General features: G+C 55.6%; 12 protein-coding genes. 10 read left to right on the top strand and 2 right to left on the bottom strand.

The genetic code is table 11. The features are described from left to right. Window positions 1-69 precede the first annotated feature (69 nt). A complete protein-coding gene (locus CHB79_RS17300) occupies window positions 70-696 on the top strand; it encodes a LysE family translocator (protein WP_089360798.1) in 627 nt (208 codons plus the stop codon). Between the two features lie 29 nt (window positions 697-725). Here the strand turns inward: CHB79_RS17300 and CHB79_RS17295 are convergent, their stop codons facing one another. Together CHB79_RS17295 and uraH are read right to left on the bottom strand one after the other, a co-directional pair. Beyond that, on the bottom strand, window positions 726-2,339 hold the full coding sequence (locus CHB79_RS17295; RefSeq protein WP_176443211.1) for an ABC-F family ATP-binding cassette domain-containing protein: 1,614 nt from the start codon (window positions 2,337-2,339) through the stop codon (window positions 726-728). Between the two features lie 310 nt (window positions 2,340-2,649). After that, on the bottom strand, window positions 2,650-3,003 hold the full coding sequence (uraH, locus tag CHB79_RS17290; RefSeq protein WP_010488723.1) for a hydroxyisourate hydrolase: 354 nt from the start codon (window positions 3,001-3,003) through the stop codon (window positions 2,650-2,652). A gap of 412 nt (window positions 3,004-3,415) precedes the next feature. Between uraH and puuE the strand changes: the two genes are divergently transcribed. The 9 genes from puuE (at window position 3,416) to CHB79_RS17245 (ending at window position 12,331) form a co-directional block, all read left to right on the top strand. Beyond that, window positions 3,416-4,345 carry an allantoinase PuuE gene (gene puuE, locus CHB79_RS17285; RefSeq protein WP_010488724.1) on the top strand — a complete coding sequence of 310 codons (930 nt, stop codon included), beginning with the start codon at window positions 3,416-3,418 and terminating at the stop codon, window positions 4,343-4,345. Then, the gene (uraD, locus tag CHB79_RS17280) at window positions 4,345-4,860 is read left to right on the top strand and encodes a 2-oxo-4-hydroxy-4-carboxy-5-ureidoimidazoline decarboxylase (RefSeq protein WP_089360796.1); all 516 of its coding nucleotides are present in this window, start codon (window positions 4,345-4,347) and stop codon (window positions 4,858-4,860) included. The genes puuE and uraD overlap by 1 nt, the downstream gene beginning before the upstream one ends. 69 nt (window positions 4,861-4,929) lie before the next feature. Continuing rightward, entirely contained in the window at window positions 4,930-5,925 is a 996-nt protein-coding gene (gene alc / locus CHB79_RS17275) for an allantoicase (RefSeq protein ID WP_010488728.1), read from the top strand. Window positions 5,926-6,038: 113 nt separating this feature from the next. After that, window positions 6,039-6,542 (top strand): ureidoglycolate lyase, encoded by a 504-nt coding sequence (locus CHB79_RS17270; protein WP_010488730.1) that lies wholly within the window; start codon window positions 6,039-6,041, stop codon window positions 6,540-6,542. A gap of 49 nt (window positions 6,543-6,591) precedes the next feature. Then, window positions 6,592-7,914: a urate hydroxylase PuuD gene (locus CHB79_RS17265; protein WP_010488732.1), complete on the top strand. Its 1,323-nt coding sequence runs from the start codon at window positions 6,592-6,594 to the stop codon at window positions 7,912-7,914. Between the two features lie 154 nt (window positions 7,915-8,068). Beyond that, the gene (locus CHB79_RS17260; protein ID WP_010488734.1) at window positions 8,069-9,424 is read left to right on the top strand and encodes a nucleobase:cation symporter-2 family protein; all 1,356 of its coding nucleotides are present in this window, start codon (window positions 8,069-8,071) and stop codon (window positions 9,422-9,424) included. Between the two features lie 450 nt (window positions 9,425-9,874). After that, window positions 9,875-10,735 carry an outer membrane protein OmpK gene (locus CHB79_RS17255; RefSeq protein WP_089360795.1) on the top strand — a complete coding sequence of 287 codons (861 nt, stop codon included), beginning with the start codon at window positions 9,875-9,877 and terminating at the stop codon, window positions 10,733-10,735. Between the two features lie 256 nt (window positions 10,736-10,991). Beyond that, window positions 10,992-11,369: a DUF3302 domain-containing protein gene (locus tag CHB79_RS17250; protein WP_089360794.1), complete on the top strand. Its 378-nt coding sequence runs from the start codon at window positions 10,992-10,994 to the stop codon at window positions 11,367-11,369. Window positions 11,370-11,371: 2 nt separating this feature from the next. Beyond that, window positions 11,372-12,331, top strand: a complete 960-nt coding sequence (locus tag CHB79_RS17245; RefSeq protein WP_010488740.1) for an HlyD family secretion protein — start codon at window positions 11,372-11,374, stop codon at window positions 12,329-12,331. Window positions 12,332-12,376: the final 45 nt, after the last annotated feature.

The following is a 12,376-nucleotide window of genomic DNA, read 5'->3' as shown; positions in this document are numbered from 1 at the left end:
CTGGCGAGAGCAAGGCTCCAAACCCCGACGCTTGTGCGTCGGGGTTTTTCAACATCTGGAGTAAGTAACATGAGTCTGGAAACCTGGTTATTGTTCAGCAGTGCGGCGCTGGTTGTGATCCTCATCCCCGGTCCACTTTCGCTGTTGATGGTCAGCAACAGCCTGAACTATGGCCTGCGTCGTTCAATACCCGCATTCATCGGCGGCGTGTCGGCTTCAATCTGCCTGCTAAGCGCTTCCGCCCTGGGCCTGGGCGCCCTGTTGCTGGCTTCGGAAAAACTGTTCTCCGCGCTAAAGCTCGTGGGCGCGTTGTACCTGTTCTATCTCGCCTGGCAGAGTTGGCAAGCCTCGCGCCAGGCGGCCAAGCCGGTCACTGCGGATGAACAGCCCGTCAACCCCAGCTTCAACAGCATGTTCTGGAAAGCCTTTGGCTTGGGCGCGAGCAATCCGAAAGACATCCTGTTCTTCGCCGCTTTTCTGCCCCAATTTCTCTCCACCGATCACTCTCTGGCCCAGCAACTAATGGTGATGATTGCCACCTGGGCAGCACTCGATCTTGCCTGCAAGCTGTTCTACGGTCTTAGCGCCCAGAGCGCGGCCCGCTACCTGAGGTCAGGCAAAGGCCAGGTCTGGTTCAACCGCATTAGTGCCGGCCTGTTTGGCGCAGCTGGAACCGCTTCGTTGTTGAGCCGCTAAAGGACGCTTGGCTGGACTGCATAGCGCCGCTACCAAGGCGCTAGCGTCCAGCCAGCGGAGTCCGGCGCCAGGCGGTGGGTTAATTGCAGCTGCTGCAGAAATACCTCATCGTGCGACACCACCATTAATCCGCCACGATACGCGCAAAGCGTTTGCTCAAGGGCTTGTAGCGAAACAAGGTCCAGGTGATTACTGGGTTCATCCAGCAGCAACAGTTGCGCCGGAACATCGGCATAGAGTGCACACGCCAGGGCAACCTTCAGACGCTCACCGCCACTCAGGCATCCGCTCGGTTGCATCACCGCATCCGCCTCAAGGCCCAATTGAGCCAATCGCGTACGCAACTCACTTTGATCAAGCCCGGTATTGACCGCTCGTAGTTGCTCAAGTGCCGATTTTTCAGGACTGGAGCCGAGCAACTGTTGATCCAGGTAGGCAAATGCACCGCTTATTTTGCATGCTCCAGCCAAGGGTTGCACAAGACCGGCCATGACCTTGAGCAAAGTCGATTTACCACAGCCATTGGGCCCGGTGATCGCGACCCGCTGGGTATTATTCAACACCAGGCTCAGGGTACGTGCAGCCGGTGCGACAAAGGGCAACTCCAAGTGCTCCAATTCCACCAGTCGTGCCTGATGCCCTTGCCCCGCACCTGGTGCCTGCATGCTAATCTCGGCTGCTTGCTCAACCTGTTGTGCCGCCTGCTTGACCTGCTGTGACAACTGCTCACGCTGCACACCCTGCAGTTTAAGCTGCTTGCCATTGCTGACCTCGCTACGTTGCCTGGCACGCCCCAGGAGAATCTTCGCCTGGTTGGCACTGCTGGCCTGGCTGCTTGCGCGGGCGTTTTGGCGTTCGGCTCGCGCTTGAATACAGCGTTGTTTCTGTACTGCATGTTTGCGCTGGAGTTTGCATTTGGCCAGATACGCTTGGGCCTGCTCATGCTCTTGCGCCCTGCATTGTTGATAGAAAGAAAAGCCTCCGCCATAGCTGCGCAGCCCTAATGAGGACAACTCAACCACCCGTTCCATGCTGGCCAGCAATTCACGATCATGACTGATTACCAGCAAGCCTTTGGGCCAGGCCTGTAATTGCTCGATCAATAGCTGGCGACCTTCGCGATCAAGGTGATTGCTCGGCTCATCGAGCACTAGGAATTCGACGTCCGCCAAATAAGCGCCGACCAGGGCAATGCGCATGACTTCCCCGCCACTCAAGCTGGCAACAGGCCGGTCAATGGCAATATGCCCCAAGCCTTGGGCGCCAAGCTCGGCTTCGAGTTGCTGGCTTATGTTCCAGCGCTCGCCCACGGCATCAAAGTCACAAGGATCAACACTGCCCGCAGCAATGCGTTGCAGCGCATCGATAATGCCTTTAACACCCGCCAACTCAGCTACACAGGTGTGTTTGGAGGTAGATATTTGCTGCGCCAGATAAAACACTCGCCCCGACCGAAAACATCGACCTGAAGTCGCAACGAGTTGCCCGGCGATAATCTTGCCCAGCAGGCTTTTACCTACGCCGTTGCGGCCAACCAAGGCCGTTTTGCGCAGGTCAAGTTGCACACTGAGATCACTGAAAATGGTTCGCCCATCGGGCAAGGTGTAAGAAACGCTGTCGAGCGTGAGATAGGTGTGGGTCATATGCGCCCCCATTTATGGATGCCAGAAACTCCCCCGCTATATGCCTAGCCGGGCTGGAAGTTGGCCGTCAAACAGACGGCGGCATCAATGGCGCATCGGACCAATACCTCTTTTGAGTCAGGCATGCAGTATAAATCATCGGTCGCAAAATCTCATTGACCCGGACCTGGACTGACCTAAGCCGCGCATGATCAAGATAAGTGCTGGATTTCAGGCAAAAAAAAGCCCGCAGTGTGGTACGGGCAAGGACTCTTCTATCGAGTCTGAGGGTGACAAGCATTCGGGTAAATCGTGATCTATCGAACCCAGGCTAGCTGCCGCGATAGGTTGAATAGCTGTAGGGCGAAATTAGCAGAGGTACGTGATAGTGCTCTTGCTCAGCATCGACACCAAAACGTAGAACAACGACATCCAGAAAGGCCTGATCAGCCAGCTTGACGCCCCGCGCACGGTAATAATCGCCTGCATGGAAGTGCAGTTGATAAACCCCGGTGCGGTAATCGTCGCCCTGCAGGACAGGCGCATCACAGCGACCATCGCTATTGGTTTGCACGGTTGTCAGCAGCTCCAGCTGAGCCCCCTCAACACGAAACAATTCAATTTTCAGATCGCTTCCAGGGCAGCCATGTGCAGCATCGAGTACGTGAGTTGTCAGTCTTCCCATTTGGCTAGGGTTCCCACACTGATCCGCAAGGGATTACAGGTAAAAACCGCACCTCCTTTCTGATGTTTATCGGCCGTAGTGCAAGGCGACAACGCCTTGTGATGGGCTGAGAATAGCATGTAAAAATTTATTTGCGACACTTTTATCTAAAATTGTACACAATATTGTAGGTTTTACGCTGAGCCAACGCCCAGTGCAATATTTTTCCAAAAACGGCCTTTCGCCCAAACAAAGAACCTTTCAGCGACATGACCTGACCAATCAGGCAAGTTTCTTGCTTTTGAATCATCACTAAAAATAGTGAAATTTTAGATTTACAAAATGCGATACACTTTGTATACAATTGCACAACCCGACCGCATCCCTGATATCTGCATATAGCGGTCGCAACACATTGAGAAGGAAGACTGCAGTGAGCGCTGAATACCCACGCGACCTGATCGGTTACGCCAACAACCCACCGCATCCGCAGTGGCCGAATGATGCCCGCATCGCCTTGTCCTTTGTCCTTAATTACGAGGAAGGCGGCGAGCGCAACATTCTGCATGGCGACAAGGAATCTGAAGCTTTTCTATCGGAGATGGTTTCGGCTCAACCGCTGCAAGGCGAGCGCAACATGAGCATGGAGTCGCTGTATGAGTACGGCAGCCGTGCAGGTGTATGGCGCCTGCTCAAGCTGTTTGCCAAACACGAGATCCCTCTGACCATCTTTGCTGTGGCCATGGCTGCAGAGCGTCACCCCGATGTGATCAAGGCCATGGTCGCAGCAGGCCACGAAATCTGCAGCCACGGCTACCGCTGGATCGACTATCAATATATGGATGAGGCGCAAGAGCGCGAGCATATGCTCGAAGCCATCCGCATCCTCACCGAGATCACGGGCGAGCGTCCATATGGCTGGTACACCGGTCGTACAGGCCCCAATACCCGCCGAATCGTCATGGAAGAAGGCAACTTCCTCTACGACTCCGACACCTACGACGATGACCTGCCCTACTGGGATCCAGCCAGCACCGAGCAAAAGCCTCATCTGGTCATCCCGTACACCCTGGACACCAATGACATGCGGTTCACCCAGGTGCAGGGCTTCAACAAGGGTGACGACTTCTTCGAATACCTCAAGGACGCATTCGATGTGCTCTATGCAGAAGGCGTAGAAGGCGCACCAAAAATGCTCTCAATCGGCATGCATTGCCGCTTGCTGGGTCGTCCGGCGCGGCTGGCAGCACTGGCGCGCTTTATTGAATACGTCAAGAGCCACGACAAAGTCTGGATCACCCGCCGCGTAGACATAGCGCGCCACTGGCATGCCACTCATCCATTCAAGCAGGAGCACGCTTAATGAGCCGCTTTCAGACCCTGACCCCTTCACAGCTAAGCCGCGAAGCGTTCGTCAGTGCCTTCGCTGATATTTATGAGCACTCACCCTGGGTTGCCGAAAAAGCTTATGACCTCGGCGCCGATGAGACGCTGGATGACATTGAAGCCCTGCAGCAGCGCATGGCGGATATATTGCTCAGCGCCAGCCGCGAACAACAGTTGAACCTGATAAATGCTCACCCTGATTTGGCTGGTAAAGCCGCAATTCAAGGTGAGCTGACCGCCTCCTCTACTTCAGAGCAGGCTGGAGCGGGCATCCAGGATTGTACCGCCGAAGAGTTTGCCCGCTTTACTGAGCTTAACGACGCCTACAAGGCCAAGTTCGGCTTTATCTTTATCATGGCGGTAAAAGGCAGTAACCGTCACCAGATCCTGGCAGCCTTCGAGGAGCGATTGAATAACTCCCCGGAGCAGGAATTTGCCCGCGCTCTGGCTGAAATCAACAAGATCGCGCTGTTCCGCTTGCAGCAGCTCTAGCTCCGACCGGAGAACTCTGCAAACAGCAACGTGATTATTCTCCTACGCCCTCATACAAGGCAGACATCCATGAAAGCTTATGCCGTACCCTTCGAAAAATACGTCAACCTCGCCGACGCCCGCCTGGGAACCAAGGCTATCTCGGTAACCGATGACTGGTTCGCCGACGTCAACCGCCTGTTCCAGCCGACCCCGGCCGTATGGAAGGAGGGCGTTTTCGATGATAACGGCAAGTGGATGGACGGCTGGGAGTCGCGTCGCAAGCGCTTTGAAGGCTATGACAGCGCCGTGATCCGCCTGGGCGTTCCAGGTTCGATCAAAGGCGTTGATATCGACACCAGCTTCTTCACGGGTAACTTCCCACCTTCAGCTTCGCTTGAGGCCTGTTTCGTTGCCGAAGGCGACCCGACCGACAATACCGAGTGGACCGAAGTCCTTGGCGCCGTCGAGCTTCAAGGCAATAGCCACCACTACCACGAAATCGACAATGCACAGGCATTCACCCACCTGCGCTTCAACATCTACCCGGACGGCGGTGTCGCTCGCCTGCGCGTACACGGCATTCCGTTCCGCGACTGGAGCGCTGTGGGCGATAACGAAGAAGTGGACTTGGCAGCCGCATTGAATGGCGGCCGTGCTCTGGCTTGCTCCGATGAACACTTTGGTCGCATGAGCAACATCCTCAACCCAGGCCGCGGCATCAACATGGGCGATGGCTGGGAAACCGCCCGTCGCCGTACGCCGGGTAATGACTGGGTTATCGTTGCATTGGGCGCCCCAGGTGAAATCGAGCGTATTGTCGTCGACACCCTGCACTTCAAGGGCAACTACCCGGATAGCTGTTCGATCCAGGGCGCATTCGTCAAAGGCGGTACCGACAGCCAGATCGAAACCCAGAGCCTGTTCTGGCGCGAACTGCTGCCTAGCCAAAAACTGCAAATGCACGCCGAACACGAGTTCAAAGAACAGATCAAGGCATTGGGCACCCTGACACACGTGCGTGTGAATGTATTCCCGGACGGTGGCATCAGCCGCCTGCGCCTGTTCGGCAAAGTGAGCAAGTAAGCACAGGCAACAAGCATAGTTTGACCGGCAGGGCCGCAATGCCCTGCCCGCTCTAAATAATAATTATGTGGAGTCGCAGCCAGCAGCGACTCCCAGACAAGAGAATGACCGTCATGCGTAAACTGATCATCGAGCCTTTAAGCAAAGAAGCATTCGCCCCCTTTGGCGATGTCATCGAGACCGAAGGCAGCGAGTATTTCATGATCAATAACGGGTCAACTCGCCGCTATCACAAACTGGCCACAGTCGAGACCGCACAGCCAGAAGATAAGGCGATCATCAGCATTTTCAGCGCTGAAGCGTTAGAGATGCCGCTGACCCTGCGCATGTTGGAGCGCCATCCGCAGGGCAGCCAGGCGTTTATACCGCTGCTCGGCAACCCCTTTCTGATCGTGGTCGCGCCAGTTGGCGATGCACCTGAATCAGAGCTTGTCCGTGCTTTCCGCAGTAACGGAAAACAGGGCATTAATTACCATCGCGGCGTTTGGCACCATCCGGTGCTTACGATCGAAAAGCGGGATGACTTCCTGGTGGTTGATCGCAGTGGTTCTGGTAACAACTGTGATGAGTACTTCTTTACCGAGGATGCCCAACTGCTCCTCGACCCCCACCAATAAGAGAAGCCCAGGGGACCCGATACAGGGCACTGGGAAAGAGGTAAAGACTGTGGAAGCACATTTGATTGAATGGCTGAACCTGAGCGTGCGCTGGGTTCATATGATCGTCGGTATCGCCTGGATCGGCGCATCCTTCTATTTCGTCTGGCTGGAAAACAACCTTAACCGCGTAAACCCCAAAGACGGCCTTTCCGGCGACTTATGGGCCATTCACGGTGGCGGAATCTACCATCTGGAAAAGTACAAGCTGGCGCCCCCAAAAATGCCGGAAAACCTGCATTGGTTCAAATGGGAGGCCTACTGGACCTGGATGTCCGGCGTCACCTTGTTGATGATCGTTTACTACCTCAACCCATCGCTTTACCTGATTGCTCCAGGCAGCGACCTGACACCTGCCGCAGCCATTGCCATCGGGATCGGCTCGCTGATCACGGGCTGGTTCGTCTACGACATTCTGTGTGACTCGGCCCTGGGCAAAAAACCTGCCCTGCTCGGCCTGGTGCTGTTTGTCCTGCTGGTTGGTGCGGCATTTGGCCTGAGCCAGGTGTTCAGCGGTCGTGGCGCCTATATTCATGTCGGCGCGATCATCGGCACCATCATGGTCGGTAACGTATTCCGCACCATCATGCCCGCACAGCGTGCACTGGTTAAAGCCATTGAGGAAGGCAGCACGCCAGATCCGGCATTGCCTGCCAAAGGCCTGCTGCGCTCGCGCCACAACAACTACTTCACCCTGCCGGTGCTGTTCATCATGATCAGCAACCACTTCCCGAGCACCTACGGCAGCAGCTACAACTGGCTGATCCTGGCGGGTATTGCGATCGCCGCCGTGTTGATTCGTCATTACTTCAACACTCGCCACAACAGCAACAGGTTTGCCTGGGCACTGCCCGCCGGCGCGCTGGCGATGATCTGCCTGGCCTATGTAACAGGTCCGGCTTCACAGCCGACCAGCACTGTTGCCAGCAACCATGCCGCGATCAAATACGCACCGCTGCCAGGCACTGCCAAGCCCGGCCCAGGCGCTGATAAAAATGCACGCAACCAACCCGAGCAGGCTTCTAGCGAACCCGCTCAGGCCAGCGCTGATACAACTGGAGCCAGCGGGAGCGATAGTTTCGAACAGGTCGATAGTGTCATCCAGACCCGCTGCACCGTTTGCCACTCAGCCAAACCGAGCAGCCCGATGTTCAGCGCAGCGCCGGCAGGCGTAATGTTTGATACACCGGCCCAGATCCAGCAAATGGCTGCACGTATCCAGGCACAAGCGGTCGCCACCCAAACCATGCCACTGGGCAACATCACACAGATGACCCAGCAAGAGCGTGACCTGATTGGTAAATGGATCGCCGACGGCGCCCAGATCAACTAATCAACACCAATGCCGCACCTGCAAGGGTGCGGCATTTTTGTATCCAGGGCCTGTTATCGAGCGCCCACCTTGCTTGCATAAAACTTAACAGCCATCGCTCGACGCGCATGACTGATCAGCGACTTACAAAAATAAAAGTGCCTGAGGTGTTTGCATGTCCCAGTTGAAATCACCACTGCCTGCTGTTGCGGCAGTCGATCAACGCCTGCCCCTGCTGCAAATGATACTGGTAAGCCTACAACACGTATTGTTGATGTACGGTGGCGCGGTTGCCGTGCCCTTGATCATTGGTGAGGCCGTGGGTTTACCCCGTGAGCAAATTGCTTTTCTGATCAATGCAGACCTGCTTGTTGCTGGCATCGCCACCTTGGTTCAGTCACTGGGCATAGGGCCAGCAGGTATTCGCATGCCGGTGATGATGGGTGCCAGTTTCGCAGCCGTTGGCAGCATGGTGGCCATGGCAGGTACGCCCGGCATTGGCCTTACCGGCATATTCGGTGCCACGATCGCAGCGGGTTTCTTTGGCATGCTGATCGCCCCCTTTATGTCGCGCATCGTCAATTTCTTTCCTGCCCTGGTCACAGGCACAGTGATTACTTCGATTGGCCTGTCGCTCTTCCCCGTGGCGCTCAACTGGGCTGGCGGAGGCAATGCCGCATCGCAATTTGGCGGTCTCCAATACCTTGCAGTTGCAGGCCTGGTCTTACTCTCCATCCTGCTGATCAACCGCTTCATGAGCGGTTTCTGGGTGAACGTGTCGGTACTGATCGGCATGCTCCTGGGCTATATCATCTCCGGCTGTCTGGGCATGGTTGACCTTGGCGGACTGGAACAAAGCCCCTGGTTCCAGGTGGTGACACCCTTGCACTTTGGCATGCCTGAGTTTCAATTGGCGCCAATCTTGTCGATGTGCCTGGTCGTGGTGATTATCTTCGTTGAGTCCACCGGCATGTTCATCGCCCTGGGCAAGATCACGGATGTAGAAATCACACCGAAACTGCTGCGTCGCGGCTTGCTCTGTGATTCAGGCGCATCATTCATTGCCGGATTCTTCAACACATTCACCCACTCGTCGTTCGCGCAGAATATAGGCCTCGTGCAGATGACGGGTGTGCGCAGTCGCTTTGTCACCGCTTCTGCCGGACTGATACTGCTGATACTCAGCCTGCTGCCCAAGGCGGCCTATCTGGTTGCCTCGATCCCACCGGCTGTGCTCGGCGGCGCGGGCCTGGCCATGTTTGGCATGGTCGCAGCCACCGGTATCAAGATTCTCCAGGAAGCGGATATAGCGGATCGGCGCAATCAACTCCTGGTCGCGGTCAGCATCGGCATGGGCCTGGCTCCAGTGGTGCGCCCCGAAATATTCGCGCAGTTGCCACAATGGATGGACTCTATCACCCACAGCGGGATCGCAATGGCTACCCTCAGCGCTGTCTCGCTCAATATCCTGTTCAATGTGCTCGGCGGTACACAGCGCGTATCAGGCAAGCACCACGCCACGGCACACTAGCCGTCCTTCAGAGCTGGGCGCCTGCCTGGCTCTACTCCCTGCAATTGCAAATAAGCTGCTCCGCTCTCAAAAATCGAAATCTGCCGCTGTGTCAGCCTGTGTGACCGGCGGTTCATTTTTTGTGCACAATAATTAAATAAATTGTTTTTCAGCTTGTAAACATATTGTTATAGTCCCTTTATCTTGACCGAATGGACAGCTTTTCGGTCGCCGGGGACCATGGCTATCCCATGGAACTATTGGCAGGCCCACGACTACAGCCAAACGGTGCTGCAAGGCGTGCGCCTGGGACCGCCCAGCAGGCCATGGGAGGCCATGGGAGGCCATGGGAGGCCACCGTCTTCGCCAAACCAGCGCAGGGTCAATAGTCACGAACATATCCTGCCAAGGGCTGCGGCACGGCGCAGGGAGCAATGCGTTATTAAGTCCAAAAACAATAAGGAAAACTTGATGAACCTGAAGCATCTGCCTCACGGCCTAGCCCTAACAGCCGGTTTGATCGCCGGTCAGAACGCACTGGCTGATGACCTGCTGCTATGGCAAAGCAACAGCCTCAGCTACCTCTACGGCAGTAATTTCCAGCGCATGAACTACAACGCCGAAGAACAACGCTCGCAGAGCACCTTTACCTTTGAACACGCCAGTGGCTGGGTCTGGGGCGATGTCTTTTATTTTATCGACTACGTCAATGCCGATAACAACCAGTCGCGCGGCAGTTTCAGCAATAACACCTTCGAACAAAAGGAACACAACACCTTCTACTACATGGAGTTTTCACCGCGTGTCAGCCTGAGTTGGCTGAGCGGCCAAGACCTGTCTGCGGGCCCGCTTAAGGACGTGAAAGCCGCATTCACCTACGAAAAAGGCGAAGGTGGTCCCGGCACCGAAAACTACCTGTACGGCTTAGGCTTTGATTGGGATGTGCCGGGTTTTGCCTTCTTCCAGACCAACCTGTATCGGGTAAAGATCAACAAGCAGGTGTTCTTTGCCGACAGCAATAGCAATGGCTACACCACCCAACTGACGGTTGCAGGCGCCTACCCCTTTGCTGTCGGTGATCAAAGCTTCCTGGTCGACGGCTTCGTCGATTGGCGCGCGCCATCCGATGAAGCAGGAACCCAAACTTCGGTCGGCTCATCGATTCAGATCAAGTGGGATGCTGGCAAGGCGCTGTTCAACCAGGAAAGCAAGCTATACATCGGTACCGAGTTGAACATGTGGCATAACAAATACGGGGTCAAGCCGGTCGACGGTTCTACTGATGGCTTCGACCAGACAGCTGTCCAGGCCTTGGTGAAATACTACTTCTAAAAACCCAATGCTCGACCAAAAGGCAATTACGCAACAGCGTAGTTGCCTTTTTTATGGGCAAAACCAAACGACAGGCGCTTGTCTGGCCTATTCTTGATGCCGTGTGATGGCATAATAAAAAGTGCTGCTTTTGGATGCAGACTTGGTGCCGACAGACGCCTTGCCACTCTTGGTATGCACGCCCGTCAAGACGCTTGCCCAAGGGTTATGCTGCAGAGAGTTCAACCTAATAACCACTCAATTACAGGGACGCAAAATGCTTGACTATGTCGCCTTGGGCCTGATTCTTTTTGTGGGCGTGGTGCTGTTCTACGGCATTATCGCGCTGCATGACATCCCCTACGAGATTGCAGTCAGTCGCAACCACCCCCATCAAGACGCCATTCACGCCACGGGCTGGGTCAGCCTGTTCACCTTGCATGCGCTTTGGCCATTCTTGTGGATCTGGGCCATGCTCTATCGCGAAGACCGTGGTTGGGGCCTATCTGATGGCCAGTCGCCCAAGAACCATGTCGAACACCTAGAAGCCCAGGTCGCGGATTTACAGCAGCGCCTAGGTGCACTTGAAGCGACGACAACTTCAGTGCCAGCCCCTGAACAGCCCTCTTCTACTCATCAGAGCGAGGAGCGCTGATCATGGAAACATTAATGGTCCTGACCTATGCCGCATTCTGCATTGCAGTTTTCAAGGTGTTCAAGATACCGCTCAATAAGTGGACGATTCCAACAGCGGTACTAGGCGGCATATTGCTACTTGGCTCGCTGATCTTTGCCATGAACTACAACCACCCCTACTCCGAGGCCACACGCTCGTACTTTGTCTCTACCCCGATAAACCCGGCAGTTAGCGGCATAGTTGCCGAGGTACCGGTAAAACCGAATCAACCGCTGAAAAAGGGCGATGTGCTGTTCCGCATCGACTCGACCCCCTTCCAAGCCAAGCTTGACTCGCTGAAAGCCCAACTCGTTTCCGCCAGGGCCGACCAGAATCGTGCGGCTGAACTGGTTAAGCGCAATGTAGGCAACCGCCGGAATCTCGACCTGGCCAGAGCCAGTGTCGAAGACCTCAACGCGCAGATTGTGGCAGCCCAGTACAACCTCGACCACACCACGGTTCGTGCACCAGCGGATGGCTTTGTCACCCAGGTCTCGCTGCGCCCGGGAGTGCGTGCCGCACGCTTCCCAATATCGCCGTCGATGATTTTTATCCCGGACGAGCAGCGTTACTACACCGCCTGGATGCGCCAGAACAGCCAGCTACGCCTGGAAGTCGGTGATGACGCCGAAATTGCCTTTGACGGCATTCCGGGACAGGTCTTTTCCGGCAAGGTCAGCGCTATCTACAAGGTCATTGGCGAAGGCCAGGTCCGTCCAAGCGGCGATATGATCCGTTATTCCAATGCACCACCACCAGGCCGGGTTCCGGTATTTATCGAGATTACCGATCCCAAGTTTGATCAGTACCGCGACCGCATGCCGGGTGGCGCATATGCGCAGGCGGCCATCTACAGCAAGCACCTGGAGGATCTGGCGATAATGCGCAAGATACTGCTGCGCATGGCATCCTGGCTCAATTACATCTTCCCGTTCCATTAAAACTCGCCCTCGAAAAACGCCCCAATCGGGGCGTTTTTTTTGCGC

Source organism: Pseudomonas segetis (assembly GCF_900188155.1).
GTDB classification, from domain to species: domain Bacteria; phylum Pseudomonadota; class Gammaproteobacteria; order Pseudomonadales; family Pseudomonadaceae; genus Aquipseudomonas; species Aquipseudomonas segetis.
Note: the sequence above shows the minus strand (reverse complement) of the source record. Positions and strands in the feature narration are given on the sequence as shown.

Bases quoted from the DNA above. Each gene is read 5' to 3' on its own strand.
- CHB79_RS17300 (WP_089360798.1), top strand. From the start codon at position 70: ATGAGTCTGGAAACCTGGTTATTGTTCAGCAGTGCGGCGCTGGTTGTG.
- CHB79_RS17295 (WP_176443211.1), bottom strand. From the start codon at position 2,339: ATGACCCACACCTATCTCACGCTCGACAGCGTTTCTTACACCTTGCCC.
- uraH (WP_010488723.1), bottom strand. From the start codon at position 3,003: ATGGGAAGACTGACAACTCACGTACTCGATGCTGCACATGGCTGCCCT.
- uraD (WP_089360796.1), top strand. From the start codon at position 4,345: ATGAGCCGCTTTCAGACCCTGACCCCTTCACAGCTAAGCCGCGAAGCG.
- alc (WP_010488728.1), top strand. From the start codon at position 4,930: ATGAAAGCTTATGCCGTACCCTTCGAAAAATACGTCAACCTCGCCGAC.
- CHB79_RS17270 (WP_010488730.1), top strand. From the start codon at position 6,039: ATGCGTAAACTGATCATCGAGCCTTTAAGCAAAGAAGCATTCGCCCCC.
- CHB79_RS17260 (WP_010488734.1), top strand. From the start codon at position 8,069: ATGTCCCAGTTGAAATCACCACTGCCTGCTGTTGCGGCAGTCGATCAA.
- CHB79_RS17255 (WP_089360795.1), top strand. From the start codon at position 9,875: ATGAACCTGAAGCATCTGCCTCACGGCCTAGCCCTAACAGCCGGTTTG.
- CHB79_RS17250 (WP_089360794.1), top strand. From the start codon at position 10,992: ATGCTTGACTATGTCGCCTTGGGCCTGATTCTTTTTGTGGGCGTGGTG.
- CHB79_RS17245 (WP_010488740.1), top strand. From the start codon at position 11,372: ATGGAAACATTAATGGTCCTGACCTATGCCGCATTCTGCATTGCAGTT.